This window comes from Maribellus sp. YY47 (assembly GCF_023111095.1).
GTDB lineage: Bacteria > Bacteroidota > Bacteroidia > Bacteroidales > Prolixibacteraceae > Draconibacterium.
The window spans coordinates 74,423-93,992 of record NZ_JALGYW010000020.1 but is presented as its reverse complement, the minus strand read 5'-3'; the positions used below and the strand labels follow the sequence as shown (position 1 = coordinate 93,992).

Genomic DNA, 19,570 nt, shown 5'->3' with positions numbered 1-19,570 from the left:
CCTTAGCATATCTCTACTCGACAAAACTCCTATAAAAGAAGTACTTACGAAATACGATTACAAAAATGTCAAAGAACTAAAAAATAAACAATTAATAATCAGCGGGTTTTAAGTGCCCGCTTATGAAAGAGAATAATTTATAATACTTAATTCAACTAAAAATTACCTTAAAATGAGAAAATCTTTTCTTACGGCTTTGTTTAGCCTTTGTATTTTAATGGCCGTAGCCCAAGCCTGGAAACCCGCCGGCGACCTGATTAAAAGTCCGTGGGCCGAAAAAGTAGATCCGGCCAATGTGTTGCCCGAATATCCGCGGCCGCAAATGGAACGCGGTCAGTGGTTAAACCTCAATGGTTTGTGGGAGTACTCAATTGTTCCGCAAGGGAGTAATATTCCGGCTGATTATGACGGACAAATATTGGTGCCTTATCCGGTAGAGTCGAGCCTTTCGGGTGTTCAGAAACGTGTGGGCGATAAAAACGAACTGTGGTACAAACGCACTTTTACCGTGCCTGCCGACTGGAAAAATAAAAATGTGGTGTTGAATTTTGGTGCGGTAGATTGGAAAGCCGATGTGTGGGTGAACGACGTAAAAGTTGGTTCACACCAGGGCGGATATACGCCGTTTAGTTTCGATATTTCTTCTTTCCTTACCAAGGGCGAACAAACATTGGTTGTCAGGGTTTGGGATCCATCAAACTCGGGTTACCAGCCGCGCGGAAAACAAGTGAACGATCCGCATGGAATCTGGTACACTCCGGTTACAGGTATCTGGCAAACCGTATGGATTGAGCCGGTTGCGAAGTCTTACATCAAGCACCTGCGCACTGTTCCGAATATCGATGGCGGCAACGTTTCGGTATTGGCAACTACCGAAGGAACAGCAACAACCGATTTAATCGAAGTAAAAGTGCTCGACAACGGCAAAGTGGTAGGTACCGGAAAAGCCGTAGCCGGACAGGAAGTGCTGGTGGCTGTGCCCGATGCAAAATTGTGGTCGCCCGATTCGCCTTTCCTGTACGATATGGAAGTGAGCATTGTGCAAAACGGGAAAGTAGCCGATGCGGTAAAAAGTTATGTGGGAATGCGTAAAATTTCAACTTCGGTTGATAAGAACGGCATCATGCGCATGCAGCTTAACAACAAAGATTGTTTTCAGTTTGGTCCGCTCGACCAGGGATGGTGGCCCGATGGTTTATATACCGCGCCAACCGACGAAGCCTTGTTGTTCGATATCAAAAAAACCAAAGATTTTGGTTTTAACATGATTCGTAAACACGTAAAAGTAGAGCCGGCACGCTGGTATTACCACTGCGATCGCGAAGGAATGCTGGTTTGGCAGGATATGCCAAGTGGAGATAACAGTCCGCAATGGCAGCGTTACAACTATTTCGACGGAAAAGAGATGGAGCGCAGTGCAAAATCGGAAGCAAATTTCCGTCAGGAATGGAAAGAAATTATGGACCTGACCTATTCCAACCCGAGTGTTGTGGTGTGGGTGCCGTTTAACGAAGCCTGGGGGCAGTTTAAAACCGAAGAAATTGTGGAGTGGACTAAAGACTACGATCCTTCGCGTTTGGTAAATTCGGCCAGTGGCGGAAACCATTACAACGTTGGAGACATTCTGGATATGCACCATTACCCCGAGCCTGCCATGATGATTTTCAACTCGAAAAAGGTGAATGTGCTTGGTGAATACGGTGGAATTGGCCTGCCGCTTGAAGATCACCTCTGGGAAAAAGGCCGCAACTGGGGTTATGTGCAGTACAAAAATTCGCAGGAAGCCACCGATGCTTACGTAAAAATGGCTGAACGATTGAAGGAGTTGATAACCAATGGTTATTCGGCAGCGGTTTACACGCAAACCACCGATGTGGAAATTGAGGTAAACGGCATCATGACTTACGACCGTAAGGTGATCAAACTGGATGAGCAAAGGATTCATAAGGTGAACCAGGAAGTTTGCAAATCGCTGGAAAAATAACGAGAATATAATTGCCCTTTTTTAGGGAAGTAGAATGGGTATGCATTACGTCGTTTGGCGTTTGTGCATACCCATTTTTTATACAAAAAAATTGAAAGTATGTAAGTCTAAATGAATGGTCATAAATTGGTTAGAGAAGAGCTTTTCTTAATCCTGGATCATTTGGATTTAATTCATCAAACGGCAAAAATGATTGTCGAGATGTTTTCTCATTCCGTCTCTGAATTTCTTCGGACAACCTGTTTTAAGGATATCCACCAAAAACTTGTGCGACGTATATTTTTGCTCTTTTAGCGGTTTGTTAATCAATCCACTGTCGTAGGCGTAATTAAACGCCGGCAAAAGCATTGCCTGGAAATTCATCAATGTTGAATTTTGGGTGATTTCATAAAGCTTTCCATGAAATCTGATTTCATGTTGAATGTCAAACAATACATCGTTTGATAGTTCAGGCTCTGAATCGGTAATCTCCTCCAGCTCTTTTATGTCTTCGTCGGTGATATGATTGAAAATGGAATCAGCCATACCAATTTCAAGAATCAGCCGAATCTCGAAAATGTTTTTCAATGTCATATCGTCCAGGATTTTTGGGATCAACGATTTTTGCAATATCTGAGTGAGATTCGGACTGGTGAGAAATGTTCCTTTGTGTTTGGCCGAATCGACAAGCCCCATTGTTTTCAAGCGGGTCAACGATTCGCGAATTACCGTTCGGCTAACGCCCATTGCGGTGGCCAGCTCAAGTTCTTTGGGAATTTTGTCACCGGTTTTCAGGCCCCGGTTTAAAAAAATCTCCAGCAATTGCATTTCTACTTTATCTACCAGACTGCTGGTATCAACGGTCGATATATGGGTTATCAGCTGATGAGCTGTCATGAATAAATTTTGTTAAATATGTTTTGAGCTGCAAATTTGATAAATCCTTTCGAATAAAATAGCATTTCTTTTTATTTTTGCGCCTTATGTACTACATAAATTGACTAGTAGCTAACAAACTAAAAGATAGTATACAAGGCGATAAGGAGTTTTAATGCACAAATAAATCAAAAGTTCTTAGTGCTGGTTCTGCCTGGCTTGGTCAATTGGGGTAGTAAAGGCTTAAATGAAGATAGAAGTACAAAGAATGATTCGGTAAATGCGTTTAATCCGGAACAATAAAGATTACCAGAATTAGCTGATACATTTATAGTTGGCTGTGGTACAAAAAAATAGTTCGCCGTTACTTAGCATGAGTAGTAAGGTTGTTAGTTAAGGGGGCAGTTTTTTTATTTTACAGGATGACAAAGTCACTAAAAAATATTTGGTGATTTATAAGACTGTTTGAAATTTGACCTACGTTGTTTAAAATAAAAACGATAAAACCTACGGGAAATAAAAGCCTGGATGGATGTCTGAAATCAAGGGATTACATAAAATATTATCAGATTTAGCAAACGACCACGAAGCTCCGTTGGAGATTTTGTTCAACCACTATTACCCCAGACTTTACAATTTCTCAAAATCGATTCTCAAAATTGAGGACAATATCGATGATGTACTTCAGGAAGTGTTTGTGAAAATATGGCAAAACAGGAAGAAGATAAAAACTCCGGAAACCTTTAACGCCTTTATCTATACCATTACCCGCAACCTTTTGCTGAATGAGCTTCGGAGGCAGTTAAACGATCAGAATGCCAGGGAAGAAGTTAAAAACCGTTCGCTGGCCGGCGAATACGTTTTTCAGGAAGAAGTGGAATATGAGGAATTGAAAGAAAAGATCGATATTATTGTTGACGAACTTCCGGAAAGACAAAGGGAAATCTTCCTTTTAAGCCGTTCCGACGGATTGTCGCACAAAGAAATTGCCGAAAAACTGGACATAAAACCAAAGACTGTAGAGTATCATATCACTCAGTCGGTGAGGTATTTAAAGCATCGCTTGGCCGACCTGGGGATCGCTTCTGTCCTCTGTTTTTATCTGTTTTTTTAAAAAAATATCAAATTTTCACTGGGGGTACCGTCCATTCCTGTGTATATAAAGTATCATACACTAAACTATGACAAGCTTACTTAAGAAATATTACTATTCAATTTTAAAGCCGGATGAATTTTCAAAGGCTACCGAATTTCTTTCGGAAAGGAAGAATGATAGGCTTGTCAGCCAGGCGATGAAAGCGCTTTGGGACGAAGAAATGCAGAAACCCGAGGTCGAGCTGCGTTCAAATCCCAATCTTCTTTCAAAAATTCAGGAAATTATTGTGCGCGAAAAGCATCAGGCCTCGCTGCGTAAACTTAAGGCTTATACGTGGGGGCTTCGTGTGGCTGCCGTTCTTGTGGCGGCCTTGTTGCTGAGTAACATTTTCTTTTTTCATCAGTCAGACAAAGGCCTGGCCGAACAATTACAGACGATATACACACCCTATGGCGCAAAAACCAATTATACATTACCCGATGGTTCAGTAGTTTGGTTAAATGCCGGTTCATCATTTTCATATCCGGTTCAGTTTGGTAAGATACGAACGGTAAACCTGGTCGGAGAAGCTTTTTTTGAGGTAGTGAAAAGTTCGAAGCCTTTTATTGTAAATACCGAATACGGAGAGGTAAAAGTAAAGGGAACTTCATTTAACGTTAAGGCTTATACCGACGACGACAACTTTGAAACAACACTTGTTGAAGGAGTGGTCGCCTTTTCGGTTAAAAATTCAACCCGCGAAGTGACACTGAAACCTGGGGAGCAAATTGAAAAAACAGGACTTGGGTTCGAAATAAAACCGGTTGAAACAAAGTATTTTACGTCGTGGAAAGACGGCAAGTTACTGTTTAACCGCGAACCCTTCCCCGATTTTATAAAACGCCTGGAGCGGTGGTACAATGTGAAAATAGATTTTGCCGATCCAAAACTCAATGAATTGTGGTACACGGGAACCATCGAAATGGAGAGCATTAGCGAAGTGATGGAACTGATCAGTAAGGCGGCTCCTGTTTCGTACAGTTTCGACAACAAAACCCGGATATTTACCATTAAATCGATTGAACAATAGAAAATAAATAATCAAAACAGGACAAATTAAAACAAAACATTAATTGCTTATGAAATAGAACATTGTCTTTTGTGTAACTACCACAAAAAAAAGAAGCAAGAACTCGCACTTCTCGCTTCTCTAAGTAGTTGAAAATAATCACAGTTATTTATTCAAACCATTTCAAAATTATGGAAAAAAAACGAACTATCCATGGGCTAAGTCCGTGTACGTTGAAATTGCTAAAAATTATGAAGTTGACAGTCTTTTTTGTGTTAATATCGTTTCTTGGGGTATTTGCCTCTGAGACCTATTCACAAACGACCAAGTTATCCCTGAAAGCAGAAAAAATCAGTTTGGAGGAGCTTTTGATCAAAATTGAAGATCAAAGTGAATTTCGCTTTTTTTATACGGGCGAAATAAATGTGGAACGCGAAATTTCGGCTGATTTCAAAAACAAAAAAATTACTGAAATACTAGATGCCATTAAAGATGAAGCGGGCATCCAGTACGAAGTAATGGGAAGGCAAATAGTGCTCTCTCCAAGTAATTCAACCAAAGTTATCAAATCTGTCCAGCAGAAAAAAACGGTTACAGGTAAGATTACTGATGCCACCGGAGAGCCATTACCCGGAGTTACAGTGGCGATCAAAGGATCTACGCAGGGTACCGTTACGAATATCGACGGAATTTATACCATAAACGATGTGAAAAACGAAACCGAATTACAGTTTTCGTTTGTGGGAATGAAAACCCAGGTAATTCTGGTAGGAGAGCAGACATCAATTAATGTGGTGCTCGAATCGGATGCGATTGGTCTGGAAGAAGTCGTAGCAATTGGTTACGGTTCTCAGAAAAAAGTAAACCTTACCGGTGCTGTTTCTGCAGTTTCTGCAGAGGTTCTTGAGTCACGTCCGGTGCAAAATGTAGGACAGGCACTACAGGGTATTATCCCCGGTTTGAACTTTTCTACTTCCGGACTTGGAGGTGAGTTGAACCAGAACCTTTCGTTTAACATCCGTGGTGCCGGTACTATTGGTACAGGATCTAATGCTTCACCACTGGTATTAATTGAAGGAATGGAAGGTGACATGAATGCGCTCAACCCGCAGGATATCGAAAGTATTTCTGTTCTGAAAGATGCCGCGGCAGCCTCAATTTACGGTTCACGTGCTCCGTTCGGGGTTGTTCTTATTACCACAAAAACCGGTAAAGTAGGAAGAACCTCTGTTAATTATAACAATAACTTCCGTTTTACGATGCCGCTTGGCCTGCCAACCATGCTGGATTCGTATACATTCGCCCTTTTCTGGAACGAAGCTGCGGCAAACGGTGGGGAGAGTGCAAAATTCTCCGACGAAGTAATTGAAAGGATTCTGCAATACCAGGCCGGAGAAATCGATTATGGAACTGTGCCCAATAACAATGGTGATAGGTGGCAATACTACACCGGTTCGAATGCAAATACCGACTGGTTCGACGAGCACTACCGCGATGCTGCCTTTGCGCAGGAACATTCGTTAAGCATTAACGGCGGGAACGAAAAAATTCGTTATTATGTGTCGGGTAACTTCCTCGATCAGGAAGGTTTATCGCGCTACTCTGATGACCAGTTCAGCCGTTATGCCGTAACTGCGAAATTCAATGCAACACTATCCGAAAAAGTTAAATTTAATTATAGCTCGAAGTTGATTCGTGAGGATTACGAAAAGGCAACACAACAAGGCGATTTATTTTTCCACAATATTGCACGCCGTTGGCCAACGGTTCCTGTAACTGACCCGAATGGACATTACGGCGACGCCAGTGGTGAGATCGTTCAGCTTACTCAGGGCGGACGTACAACCGACCGCTCGGATTGGGTGTACCAGCAGGGACAATTAATTATTTCTCCCTTAAAAGGATGGAACATTTATGCCGAAGGAAACTATCGGATTAAATATTATACCAAGCATCAGGAAGTGCTTCCTGCATATGCTTACGATGTTGAGGAAAATCCATATGCTGTTGGCGTTGTTTGGAACTCTGCCGGATACAGTTCTGTATATGAATACGACCGTGCCGACAATTTCTTTTCTTCTAACATTTATTCGGATTACGAATTTAGCCTGAATGATGTGCATAACTTTAAAGTTATGGCTGGTTTTAACTCTGAGTTAATGAAATACCGCACCTTGGGGGCATCGCGCAGTGGCTTGATTACTGCATCGTTGCCAACTATCAGTACTGCAACCGATAACAGTAGAGCAGAAGAAGGTCAATATCAGCATTGGGCAACAGCTGGTTTCTTCGGACGTATCAACTACAATTACAAAGAACGTTATTTGATTGAAGTTAACGGCCGCTACGATGGTACATCGCGTTTTATCGGAGATAAACGTTGGAACGTATTTCCTTCATTCTCATTGGGGTGGAACATGGCCAGGGAAAACTTCTGGGCGCTTGACCATATTTTCCAGAATTTCAAGCTTAGAGGTTCTTACGGGGTGTTGGGTAACCAGAACACTTCAAGCTGGTATCCGTTTTACTCAACTATGCCTGTTGGAATAGGTAACGGAAGCTGGCTGTTAGGTGGACAAAAACCGAATACAGCAAGTGCGCCTGCTTTGGTTAGTTCAATGTTAACCTGGGAAAAAGTATCGTCGTGGAACATTGGTCTGGATGCGTCGATGTTTAATAACCGTTTCACATTTAGCGGTGAATATTTCCGCCGCAAAACTTTCGATATGGTAGGTCCGGCTCCCGAACTTCCGGAAATATTGGGAACAAACGTTCCTAAAATTAACAATGCCGACATGGAATCGTATGGTTTCGAGCTGGAACTAAACTGGAAAGACCGAATTGGTAAATTCAATTACGGAGTGAGAGCAGTACTTTCTGATGACCAGCAGGAAATTACCAGTTATCCAAACCCAACCGGAAACATTGGTACCTGGTACGAAGGTCAAAAGATGGGCGAAATCTGGGGCTATGTTACTAAAGGTCTTGCCCAAACGCAGGCTGAAATGGATGCACACCTGGCTAATGTAAGCCAGAGTAATTTTGCTAGTCAATGGGGTGCAGGCGATATCATGTTTGCCGATTTGAATGACGATCATAAAATTGACGGTGGTTCAGGTATCCTTGGCGACACCGGCGACCGCAAAATTATTGGTAACTCAACACCACGCTATCGTTATAGCCTTGATTTAACTGGCGATTGGAAAGGATTCGATTTCAGAGTATTGTTACAGGGAGTAGGAAAAAGAGATTATATGCCTAACGGCCCTTATTTCTGGGGTGCCCAAAACATGTGGCAGTCGGCAGGTTTTACAACACATATGGATTACTTCCGCGATGAAAATTCTGTAATGGTACAGGCAGGACATGCAGATGTTAATTTGGATGCTTATTTTCCAAAACCATATTTTAATACAACTAAAAACCAATAGACACAAACACGCTATTTGCAAAGTGCTGCTTATATGCGTTTGAAAAACATCCAGGTAGGATATACTCTGCCTAAAGAACTGACAGGTAGAATTGGTATTTCAAAAGCAAGGATTTATGTATCGGGTGACAACCTGCTTACGTTTACTAACTTGATTGATACATTCGATCCTGAAACAGTGGGATTGAGCGGTTGGAATGATGGAAAAACATATCCATTGGCAAAAGTTGTATCCTGTGGTTTAAGTGTAACTTTTTAAATTAGAGTAGCATGAATACAAAACGTATCACAATAAAATTAATAAACATTGCATTGGAATGCTGTTTTTTACTTCCTGCAATGATTACCTTGACAGAGCGCCTTTATCAGATGTAACACCAAACGATTATCTGTGGAGCGAAGCAGATCTTGCTGCTTACACCATTAATCAATACAATTTTCCAAGCCACGGTGGCTGGAATTCAGGTACTTTTGCAACAGATAATCATACCGATAACCAGGTAACCAGCAGTTATTCCAATATTTGGGTTCCAGGAGAATGGCGTGTACCACAATCTGGAGGGGAATGGGATTTTACTAAAATCAGACAATGCAACTATTTCCTGGAGACGGTACTTCCTCGTCGGGAAGCCGGAGGAATTAGCGGCAGCACCGAAAATGTTGCTCACTATATTGGTGAAGTTTATTTCCTGAGAGCTTATGAATATTTTAATAAAGTTCAGTCTTTAGGCGATTTTCCAATTATTACCAATACCTTAAATGATAATATGGAAGAGTTGATTGAGGCATCAGTAAGAAAGCCGCGTAACGAGGTTGCCCATTTCATCTTAGATGATCTTGATACTGCAATTGAGTTATTAAAAACAACTCCTCCGAATGGTAAAAACCGGATATCAAAATATGCTGCCTATTTATTAAAATCGCGTGTAGCATTACACGAAGCTACCTGGTTGAAATATCATAAAGGTACGGCTCTGGTTCCCGGCGGCCCGGGATGGCCGGGTGATCCTTCTACCGTTTCAGGATTCAATATCGATGTTGAAATCAATTTCTTTTTGACCGAAGCTATGGCTGCAGCCGAAGAAGTTGCTGATGCAATTTCACTGGAGAACAATACAAAAGATGACGGCTATAACTCTTCAAGTAATCCTTACGCCCAGATGTTTTCAAGTTCAAATATGGAAGGTTTCGACGAAGTGTTAATGTGGCGTGCGTACGATCCCAGCTTGGGCATCAATCACAATGTAAACCATTATCTTAACCAGAATGGGGCAAATACAGGATACTCAAGAGAATTCGTAGATAACTTTGTAATGGCAAATGGTTTGCCAATATACGATGGAGCATCGGGTTATGCCGGCGACGATTCTCTTCAGATTGTTAAAATCGGACGCGACAACCGTTTACAGCTTTTCATGAAAGTTCCGGGTGAGCTTCGGTATACAGACAAAACAAATGCCGATGGAACACCTATTCTGGAAGGCTATCCTGATATTCTTGGTATTACCGAAACGCGTTACGTAACCGGTTATGCCCTTAAAAAAGGATTCTCTTACCTTGCCAAGGAATCAGAAGGAAGTGCCGGTTCAATTGGAAGTATTATTTTCAGAGCTGCTGAAGCTTACCTGAACTACATTGAAGCTTCATACCTGAAAGAAGGAGCAATCAACTCTAAAGCCGATCAATACTGGAAAGCGATTCGCGAACGTGCAGGCGTGGAGTCTAATTACAATCTTACGGTTAACGCGACTGTTATGAGCGAAGAAGCTAAAAACGACTTCGCCGCTTATTCGGCCGGAGAGTTACTAAGCGACCCGGTATTGTATAACATCCGCAGGGAGCGTAGACGCGAGTTAATGGCTGAAGGTTTGCGTATGTTCGACCTGAAACGTTGGAGAGCATTGGATCAGCTTGAATCAAATCCTCACATTATGGAAGGATTTAAGATTTGGGGACCAATGCAAAATTGGTATTTCGACGCAGAAGAAGGCGAATCGCGTTTGGTTGAGCCGGGTACTGCAGGTAAAACAGCAAACATTTCAAGTTCTGCTGCGAGCGAATACATGCGTCCTTACGGCGTAAATGTAGATAACTCGAACCTTGTTTTGAATGGTTACAGATGGACGGAAGCACATTACCTGACTCCGATTGCCATTCAGCACTTTATTATTACTGCTTCAACTCCGACTGATTTGACAAGCTCAGTGATTTACCAAAATCCGGGCTGGCCACTTCAAGCCAATAGTGGAGCAATTGAATAGATTGCAGAGAATAGTTAATAGAGAGGCTGCAAAAACATTTGCAGCCTCTTTCGTAAACAAGAACATATCGTGAATATCATCCGGTTTGGTGGCGATCATTTGTAAGCTTTTCTTTTTTTAATTAATATTTTTGGACGGTACCCAATAAGCTTAAATTCTATGAAAACAGTGTAAAAACTGTTGCCTGAAGGGGATGTAATTTTAGTAGATTTCAACAGCGCTCAATCGATTGTCAATTCAATTTTACCCTGTTTCAGATGGGGATAAAGTTGGAGCGAGGAAGATGAAATTCACGATTTACCTGAGAAAATGCAGGGGGATGAGGCCGGAATTTATCGAAAATAGACAGGATTTAAAAAATAGTGATGAAATGTAAAAAACTATAAATGTAGAGATTAATAAATTTGAAAACTTAAACCATGATAAATTCAAAAATGTCAAAACTAAAGGCCGTTTTTATTTTAATGCTTTGTCCGGTGTTTCTTTGGGCAAAACAAACGGAAAGTATTATTCCGCAGCCTGTAGAGCTGAAAATGAAACCGGGACTTTTTGTTATCGACCAAAACACCTCAGTCGAATTCGATCGTAAGCACACCGGGCTAAAAGAAGCCGTCGGCTTTTTTACAAAAGCGGTAGCCGAAATTTCGGCCTGCACCTTGCCCGCAAACAAAAAATCAGAAAAAATTATTGCCTTGAGTATCGCCGATCTTCCAACTATCGGCAACGAAGGCTATGTACTCGATGTTACTCCCGAAAAAATAAACCTCAGCGCCAACACAAAAAACGGAATCGTTTACGGCCTGCAAACCCTGTTGCAGTTTCTGCCCGCCATCCGAACCAATGCTGCGCTCGAAATCCCCTGTCTTTCCATTACCGACTATCCGCGTTTCAAATGGCGAGGAATGCACCTCGATGTAAGCCGCCATTTTATCGGGCCCGAAGTGGTAAAACAATACATCGACCTGATGGCTGCTTACAAGCTGAATACCTTGCACTGGCATTTGGTCGACGACACCGGCTGGCGCATCGAAATAAAAAAATACCCGCAATTGACCGACATCGGCGCCTGGCGCGTTGATCATACAGATTTGCCCTGGTCAGACCGCCCGCAGGCCAAACAAGGCGAAACGCCAGGTTATGGTGGCTTTTATACCCAGGAACAAATCAAAGATATTATAGCTTATGCAGCCGAGCGAAACATTACCATTGTCCCCGAAATTGAAATGCCCGGGCATGTGGCTTCGGCTATTGCTGCTTTTCCGGAGTTGAGTTGTACCCAAAAAACACAACTTCCGTTAACCGGCGGCAACTATACAAATATGGCATCGAACTACTGCGCCGGAAACGATGCGGTGTTTCACTTTATCGAAGATGTTTTAACCGAAGTCATCGACCTTTTTCCTTCGGAATACATTCACATTGGTGGCGACGAGGTAAATAAAGATGCGTGGAAACATTGCGAACGTTGTCAGGAACGCATGAAAAAAGAAAACTTAAAAGACGAAAACGAGCTGCAGAGTTATTTTATAAAACGTGTCGAAAAGTTCATCGTCAGCAAAAACCGCAAGATGATTGGCTGGGATGAGATTTTGGAAGGCGGACTGGCACCTGAAGCCACCGTGATGAGCTGGCGTGGTGAAGCCGGTGGTATTGAAGCGGCAAAAATGCATCACGATGTGGTGATGACACCCGGGAAGCCTTGTTATTTCGATCATTATCAGGCCGGGCCGGCTGGCGAACCGCTGGCAATTGGTGGTTTTAATACCCTAAAAATGGTGTACGACTACGAACCCATTCCTCATGAGTTGGATAGCGACGAAGCAAAATACGTACTTGGCGCGCAGGGCAATGTGTGGACCGAATACATTACCACTACCGCACAGCTCGAATACATGGTGTTGCCGCGCATGCTCGCTTTGGCCGAAGTACTGTGGACGCCTGCCGGAAATAAAGACTGGACCAGTTTCCGCATTCGCCTGAAAAATCAATTTAAAGGATTTGAGCAAAAAGGGCTGAACTATTGTCCCGGAAACTACTCGGTTCATATTACACCGCAATCTACCAACGGAAAATTGCTGGTTGATTTGTCTACCGAAATTCTGGATGCGGAAGTGTATTATACCCTCGACGGAAGTACGCCAACCCTGGAAAGCAAAAAATACACCGGACCGGTTGAGATCGAATCGAGTGTAATCTTAAAAGCGTCAACTGCTGAGAATCACCAAATAAAAGGGTATCAGCCTGCTGAGCAAAAATTTGTAATGCATCAGGCCATCGGGCAGGCGGTAAACTATACCAACCCGGTTAGTAAATATTACCAGGCCGACGGACCCAATTCGTTAACCGATGGCGTGCGCGGAACCGAAAATGTAGGAAAATTCTGGCACGGCTTCAGTGGTGAGGATCTGGTTGCCACTATTGACCTGGGAGAAATGAAAAGTATAAAAAGTATTGCGCTGGGCTGTTTGCAAAAATATCGCGACTGGATTTTTCTGCCCGGGGCGGTAAGCTTTGAGGTGTCGGCCGATGGAAAAGAGTTTCATCCTGTTGGAACGATTAAGAATCCGGTAGATCGCAACACCGAAGTGGCCCAGTTCGATTTTAGCACAAGTTTCGCCGAACAACAAGTTCGGGCAGTGCGCATTGTGGCAAAAAGTTCGCTTTGTCCCGAAGGGCACCCGGGAGCAGGAAAAGCAGCATGGATTTTTTCCGATGAAGTGATAGTAAAGTAAAAATATATAGCGTGAGCAAGCTGATGGATTGCCACAGAACCAATTAAAATTTACAAAATGAATAGTGTTTTTCGATTTCTAGTACTAATGTTTGTTGCGGCAGTTTTCGCTACTGCGTGCACTCCTTCAGCTCCGAAAGAAGCTAAACCGGAGAGGCCAAACATTATTTTTATTATGACCGATGATCATTCGTATCAAACCTTAAGTACCTACGACGATCGTTTTATTCAAACTCCCGGCCTTGATCGTATTGCCAACGAGGGAGTAACGTTCACCAATAGTTTTGTGGCCAATTCCATTTGTGCGCCAAGCCGCGCCGTAATGCTAACCGGAAAACACAGCCACGCCAACGGGCAGCGCGATAATGCCGATACTTTCGATGGCAGTCAGCAAACTTTTCCCAAGTTGTTGCAGCAAGCCGGTTACCAAACTGCTTTAATCGGGAAATGGCACTTAAAAAGTAATCCTACAGGTTTCGACTACTGGAACATTCTTCCGGGACAGGGAAGCTATTACAATCCCGATTTTATCGATTCAACCGGACAAAAACGTTACGATGGTTATGTAACCGATGTAATTACCGATTTTAGCACCGACTGGCTCGATAAACGCGACAAAGACAAACCGTTTTGTATGCTGGTACACCACAAAGCCGTACACCGCGTGTGGATGCCGCCAACAAAATACCTGAACGAATTCAAAGATCAACAGTTCCCGCTACCCGATAATTTTTACGACGATTACGAAGGACGAATTGCAGCAGCTTCGCAGGAAATGAGCATCATTAAAGATATGGATGTTGTTTACGACCTGAAGATGCTCGATAAAGAAGGCGATGTTAAGAGTCCGTACCGTACTTATTACGAAGAAGGCGCTTATGCTCGAATGAATGAGGAACAACGTGCCGCCTGGGATGCGGTTTATAACCCGATTATCGAAGATTTTAAAGCCCGGAAACTAAGCGGAAAAGAGCTGGCCGAGTGGAAATACAACCGTTACATGCAGGACTACCTGGCTTGCGTTAAATCCTTGGATGATAACGTGGGCCGCCTGTTGAAATATTTGGATGATAACGGACTGGCAGAAAATACGCTGGTGGTTTATACTTCCGACCAGGGCTTTTACATGGGAGAGCACGGCTGGTTCGACAAACGTTTTATGTACGAAGAGTCGTTCCGCACACCGTTGCTGATGCGTTTCCCAGCGGCATGGAATGCACACGGAAAGGTGGATCAGCTGGTACAAAATATCGATTATGCCTCAACTTTTCTGGAACTGGCAGGCGTTCCAGTTCCTGAAGATATTCAGGGCGAATCATTGGTGGCCCTGGCCGAAGGAAAAGCTACCGATTGGCGCGATGCCTTATATTATCACTTTTATGAATATCCGGCCGAGCACGCAGTAAAACGTCATTATGGAATTCGTACCGACCGCTATAAACTCATTCATTTCTACAACGACATTGATGCCTGGGAACTATACGACCTGCAAAATGATCCGAGTGAAATGAACAACCTTTACGGACAATCAGAATATCAGGAACTGATCAATGAGCTAAAAGCTAAATTAATACAGCTTCAGGAGCAGTATCAGGATCCGATTATCAATCAGGAGTAAGCAAATAGGACAAAAAAAGCTGATGAGCGCAATACTTGCGCCATCAGCTTTGCTTTCAGATTTAACCGTAAAATAATTAAAATGAAATTTATACGATTACTCGGGCTTGTCCTGTTACTTACGGCGTTTATGTCAGGAAATGCCCAACAAGAACTTCCCAAACCCAGTAACCTTCAGATGCAATGGCAAAAACTGGAAACCATTGCCTTTGTGCATTTTAGTATAAATACCTTCACCGATATGGAGTGGGGCTACGGAAACGAGTCGCCACAGTTGTTTAATCCTACTGATTTGAATTGCGAACAGTGGGTGAAAATCTTTAAAGATGCCGGAATGGAAGGGGTGATTTTAACAGCCAAACACCACGATGGCTTCTGCCTGTGGCCCTCGGCTTACACCGGGCACAGTGTAAAAAACTCACCCTGGAAAAACGGGCACGGCGATGTGGTGCGCGAATTCTCGGACGCGTGTAAAAAGTACGGCCTGAAAATGGGCCTCTACCTTTCGCCCTGGGATTGTAACCATTCGGAATACGGAAAACCGGCATACAACCAGTTTTTCAAAAATCAGTTAACAGAATTGCTGACAAATTACGGCGATGTTTTCGAAATCTGGTTCGACGGTGCCAACGGCGGACGCGGCTACTACAGTACCGACTCATTGCACACCCGAAGCATAGCCGGAGATTATTACGACTGGCAGGGATTTATCGACATTGTGCGCGAGCTGCAACCCAACTGTATTGTGCACGGCGGAGGCCTGCCCGACATTCGTTGGGTGGGGAACGAGGAGGGCCACGCGGCCAAAACGCACTGGAGTACTTTGCTACCAAGCGACCAGTTTAGCAAAGACAAACGGGTTCCGCTTCAGTTAAACGAAGGCCACGAAAACGGCACACGCTGGCTGCCGTCCGAAACCGATGTGTCGGTGCGTCCGGGGTGGTACTACCATGCGGCCGAAGATCACAAGGTGAAAACATTGCCCCGCCTGATGGATATTTATTACGAAAGTGTGGGGCGAAACAGTTTATTGCTGCTCAACCTGAGTCCGGATAAACGCGGGCTGGTGCACCCCATCGACTCAGCACGGCTGATCGAATGGAAACAGCAATTAGATCAGGATTTTAAAGAAGATTTGGTAAGCTCAAAGTGTCAGTTTTCTTCCAACAACAAAAAAAATCTGAAAAAAGCTTTCGATAACAACTACGATTCGTACTGGCAGGCCGGTGAGCAGGAAAGTTTCCTGCAAATTGATTTCAAAAAAACGGTTACCATGAACCGCCTGCTTATTCAGGAGTACATTCCCGAAGGACAGCGTGTAAAAGCATTTCGTGTTGAGTATTGGGAAGATGGAAAGTGGACCGCGCTGGCTGCCGAAACAACAATTGGCTACAAACGCATTTTACGTTTTCTGCCCATCAGCACACAAAAAGTGCGCATAACTTTTGATGCTGCACTGGCACCGGCAATGATTACAAAAGTTTCGGCGTACAACGTGCCCATTCTTTTGGCCGAACCTACAATTCAACGAAACCAGGAGGAAATGGTAAGTATTCATTCTCCCGAGAAATTTGGCGAAGTGTTTTACACCACCGATGGTTCTGCACCTTCACGAAATTCGAAAAAATATACAGCGCCGTTTTTAAGCGATGGCGAAGTAACCGTAAAAGCCATTGTGTACAGCGGCGAAAACCATGGCGAAGTAGGGGAGCAGTCGTTTGGGCTGTCGAAAAAACAATGGACAATCCTGAACGACAATTCGGAGAAACTTTCTTTGTTTGATGGAAAATCCAACACTTCGTGGATCAGTAAAAAAGGCGAAAAAGAAGTGCGCGTTGATTTTGGCGAAGAAATTTCGTTTGCCGGATTGACTTACCTGCCCGATCAGGCACGATGGTCTCAGGGAATTGCCCTGAATTATAAAATATACAGCAGCAACGACGGCAAAACATGGAACGAAGTTTCAGCCGGTAACTTTTCCAATATTCGCAACAATCCCATTACGCAAACCATTCGTTTTGGTAAGCCGGTAAAAACACGTTTTCTGAAATTTGCCACAACAGCAGTGGCAGATGAACAGCAGGTGTTGGGAGTTGCCGAACTTGACATAATTATCGAATAGAAGGACGCAGATATAAATTGGCAAATACGGTTTTCGGGGGGACAGAATTAGTCTGTCCGTGAATCGTATTGCCGTTTTTCATGAAAACAATTAATCAATTTTAGATGAAAACAATAAGTTTCTTTGTGGGAATACTAGTGCTCATTGGTAGCGCTGCATGCACTTCCCCTACCCAAAATTCAGCACCGAAAATCGCCATTGTTCCTGCTCCGGCTTCGCTGGAAAAGCATGCAGGCAATTTTGAATTTTCGGCTAAAACGCGTTGCAGCGTTGAAAATGAAATGCAGCAGCAAGTGGCCGCGCAGTTTTTTAAGCGCTTTGAAACGGTTGCCGGATTCACCCCCGAAATCGGGCAAAACAGCTTGCAGGCCGATATGGTATTGGCTACCGATTCTACGTTGAAAGAAGAAGCTTATTGTTTGCAGGTAACTCCCGGGCAAATTCGTATTGCTGCCAACAGCGAATCGGGTTTCTTTTATGCCTTTCAATCGCTGCGATTAATGCTGCCGTCTACTATTGCAGGCAGCGAAAAAGTTCAGGGAAACTGGACTGTTCCGGCAGTGGAAATCAACGATGCGCCTCGTTTTGGCTACCGCGGCTTAATGTTGGATGTGTCGCGCTACTTCATTCCAAAGGAAACCGTGTTGCGCATCATCGAAAATATGTCGGTGCTAAAAATGAATAAACTTCACCTGCATTTGGTGGATGACAACGGCTGGCGTCTCGAAATAAAAAAATATCCGAAGCTAACGGAAGTGGGAGCGTGGCGTGTTGAACGGGATGAACCGTTTCCGGCACGTGAAATTGCACAACCCGGCGAAAAAGCCAGCGTAGGAGGTTTTTATACCCAGGATGATATTCGCGAAATGGTGGCTTTTGCACAAGAGCGTCATGTCGAAATTATTCCTGAAATTGAGATGCCGGCGCATACCAACTCTTCGCTGGCGGCCTACCCGGAGTTGGCTTGTTCGGTAGTGGAGAAACCCATTACCGTATTGCCCGGATTGAACACCAAACAGGCAGCAATTATTTACTGTGCCGGAAAAGATGAAGTATTCGATTTTCTGGAAGATGTAATCGACGAAGTGGCTGAACTTTTTCCTTCAAAATACATTCATTTAGGCGGCGACGAAGCTTATAAAACACATTGGGAAAACTGTCCCGATTGCCAGGCGCGTATGAAAGCTGAAGGGCTTCCGAACGAGGAAGAGTTGCAAAGCTATTTTATGAAACGGATGAGTCGTTATGTGCAAAGCAAAGGTAAAGAAGTGATGGGCTGGGACGAACTCACCAACAGCGAAATTCCTGAAGATGCCATAATTTATGGCTGGCGTGGCGACGGTGATGCAGCCTTGATTGCTGCCCGAAAAGGACACCGTTTTGTAATGACTCCCGCAAAAAAAATATACCTCATTCGTTACCAGGGGCCACAGTGGTTTGAGCCACTGACCTATTTTGGCAACAACACGCTGAAAGATGTGTATGACTACGAACCTGTTCAGGCCGATTGGGAAGAAGGCGTGGATACCTTATTGATGGGCATTCAGGGGTCGTTGTGGACCGAGTTTTGCCAAACGCCCGAAGATGTGGAATACCTGGTGTTCCCTCGATTGGCGGCTGTTGCCGAACGGGGCTGGTCACCAAAAAAATCAAACAACTGGGAGGCTTTTTTGCCTGCCCTCGATAATTACCTGGCACAGCTCGATGAGCAGGGGGTTACCTATGCCAAATCGATGTACAACCTCGATCACTTGGTGCAACCTGCTGCAGGTAAACTGAAAGTGGCGCTGAGTTGTATTCGCCCCGACGTTGAAATTCGTTACACCAACGATGGAACTGAACCCAATAAAAGCTCGGCTACGTATCCCGATACCTTGTTGGTGGATGCCGGCACAGTGGTGAAAGCGGCAACTTTTATCGCCGGACAACAGCAAGGCAAAACCTTAACGCTTGATGTATTGAAAAATATCGCCACAGGCAGTGCCGTTATCAGCAAAAACGAACGTGGCTATGTGCTTACGAATGGTATTCGCGGAAGCGAACGCAACAGCGATTTTGAATGGGCCGGATGGTACGGAAAGGATGCTGCTTTTGTTGTTGACCTGGGAGCAACACAAAACATCTCGTCGGTACAAATTGGCACCGTCTCAAATTATGGAATGGGCGTTCATCGTCCGGCAGTGCTTCGTTTGCTGGTTTCCGACGATAATAAAACCTTTAAAACCATAGCCGAACTTGCCGAACAACCGGAAAGTATTTTTGAGCGGGGAACGCAAATAAAAGATCTGGATTTTGGCACCTTGAATGCTGCCGGTCGTTATTTGAGGATTGAAGCCCAAAATCCGGGCCCTTGCCCGAAAGGACACCTTCGCGAAGGACAGGCTGTGTGGATGTGTTTTGATGAGTTGATGGTGAACTAAAACCGC

General features: G+C 43.9%; 11 protein-coding genes. 10 read left to right on the top strand and 1 reads right to left on the bottom strand.

The genetic code is table 11. The features are described 5' to 3' along the window. Positions 1–172 precede the first annotated feature (172 nt). Positions 173–1,984 (top strand): sugar-binding domain-containing protein, encoded by a 1,812-nt coding sequence (locus MR764_RS15875; protein WP_247980427.1) that lies wholly within the window; start codon positions 173–175, stop codon positions 1,982–1,984. A 168-nt stretch (positions 1,985–2,152) separates the two neighbouring features. On the opposite strand, the gene MR764_RS15870 is transcribed toward MR764_RS15875, so the two are convergent. Beyond that, complete coding sequence (locus MR764_RS15870) at positions 2,153–2,860, bottom strand: GntR family transcriptional regulator (RefSeq protein WP_247980426.1); 708 nt, start codon at positions 2,858–2,860, stop codon at positions 2,153–2,155. 511 nt (positions 2,861–3,371) lie between these two features. Between MR764_RS15870 and MR764_RS15865 the strand changes: the two genes are divergently transcribed. From MR764_RS15865 to MR764_RS15825, 9 genes are all read left to right on the top strand, one after another. Continuing rightward, positions 3,372–3,953: an RNA polymerase sigma-70 factor gene (locus MR764_RS15865; RefSeq protein WP_247980425.1), complete on the top strand. Its 582-nt coding sequence runs from the start codon at positions 3,372–3,374 to the stop codon at positions 3,951–3,953. Between the two features lie 67 nt (positions 3,954–4,020). Then, positions 4,021–5,004 (top strand): FecR domain-containing protein, encoded by a 984-nt coding sequence (locus tag MR764_RS15860; protein WP_247980424.1) that lies wholly within the window; start codon positions 4,021–4,023, stop codon positions 5,002–5,004. Between the two features lie 230 nt (positions 5,005–5,234). Then, a complete protein-coding gene (locus MR764_RS15855; protein WP_247980423.1) occupies positions 5,235–8,414 on the top strand; it encodes a SusC/RagA family TonB-linked outer membrane protein in 3,180 nt (1,059 codons plus the stop codon). Positions 8,415–8,429: 15 nt separating this feature from the next. Next, the gene (locus tag MR764_RS15850; protein WP_247980422.1) at positions 8,430–8,672 is read left to right on the top strand and encodes a hypothetical protein; all 243 of its coding nucleotides are present in this window, start codon (positions 8,430–8,432) and stop codon (positions 8,670–8,672) included. 58 nt (positions 8,673–8,730) lie between these two features. Next, the gene (locus MR764_RS15845; RefSeq protein WP_247980421.1) at positions 8,731–10,674 is read left to right on the top strand and encodes a RagB/SusD family nutrient uptake outer membrane protein; all 1,944 of its coding nucleotides are present in this window, start codon (positions 8,731–8,733) and stop codon (positions 10,672–10,674) included. A 434-nt stretch (positions 10,675–11,108) separates the two neighbouring features. Then, the gene (locus MR764_RS15840) at positions 11,109–13,406 is read left to right on the top strand and encodes a family 20 glycosylhydrolase (RefSeq protein ID WP_247980420.1); all 2,298 of its coding nucleotides are present in this window, start codon (positions 11,109–11,111) and stop codon (positions 13,404–13,406) included. A 57-nt stretch (positions 13,407–13,463) separates the two neighbouring features. Further along, a complete protein-coding gene (locus MR764_RS15835; RefSeq protein WP_247980419.1) occupies positions 13,464–15,023 on the top strand; it encodes a sulfatase in 1,560 nt (519 codons plus the stop codon). Positions 15,024–15,104: 81 nt separating this feature from the next. Further along, on the top strand, positions 15,105–17,144 hold the full coding sequence (locus MR764_RS15830; protein WP_247980418.1) for an alpha-L-fucosidase: 2,040 nt from the start codon (positions 15,105–15,107) through the stop codon (positions 17,142–17,144). Positions 17,145–17,248: 104 nt separating this feature from the next. Next, positions 17,249–19,564, top strand: a complete 2,316-nt coding sequence (locus MR764_RS15825; RefSeq protein WP_247980417.1) for a glycoside hydrolase family 20 protein — start codon at positions 17,249–17,251, stop codon at positions 19,562–19,564. The last annotated feature ends 6 nt before the right edge of the window (positions 19,565–19,570 follow it).

What these genes read in the sequence shown, in the direction of transcription:
- MR764_RS15845 (WP_247980421.1), top strand. Translation starts at nt 8,731, where the DNA reads ATGCTGTTTTTTACTTCCTGCAATGATTACCTTGACAGAGCGCCTTTA.
- MR764_RS15830 (WP_247980418.1), top strand. Translation starts at nt 15,105, where the DNA reads ATGAAATTTATACGATTACTCGGGCTTGTCCTGTTACTTACGGCGTTT.
- MR764_RS15865 (WP_247980425.1), top strand. Translation starts at nt 3,372, where the DNA reads ATGTCTGAAATCAAGGGATTACATAAAATATTATCAGATTTAGCAAAC.
- MR764_RS15835 (WP_247980419.1), top strand. Translation starts at nt 13,464, where the DNA reads ATGAATAGTGTTTTTCGATTTCTAGTACTAATGTTTGTTGCGGCAGTT.
- MR764_RS15825 (WP_247980417.1), top strand. Translation starts at nt 17,249, where the DNA reads ATGAAAACAATAAGTTTCTTTGTGGGAATACTAGTGCTCATTGGTAGC.
- MR764_RS15870 (WP_247980426.1), bottom strand. Translation starts at nt 2,860, where the DNA reads ATGACAGCTCATCAGCTGATAACCCATATATCGACCGTTGATACCAGC.
- MR764_RS15860 (WP_247980424.1), top strand. Translation starts at nt 4,021, where the DNA reads ATGACAAGCTTACTTAAGAAATATTACTATTCAATTTTAAAGCCGGAT.
- MR764_RS15875 (WP_247980427.1), top strand. Translation starts at nt 173, where the DNA reads ATGAGAAAATCTTTTCTTACGGCTTTGTTTAGCCTTTGTATTTTAATG.
- MR764_RS15840 (WP_247980420.1), top strand. Translation starts at nt 11,109, where the DNA reads ATGTCAAAACTAAAGGCCGTTTTTATTTTAATGCTTTGTCCGGTGTTT.
- MR764_RS15855 (WP_247980423.1), top strand. Translation starts at nt 5,235, where the DNA reads ATGAAGTTGACAGTCTTTTTTGTGTTAATATCGTTTCTTGGGGTATTT.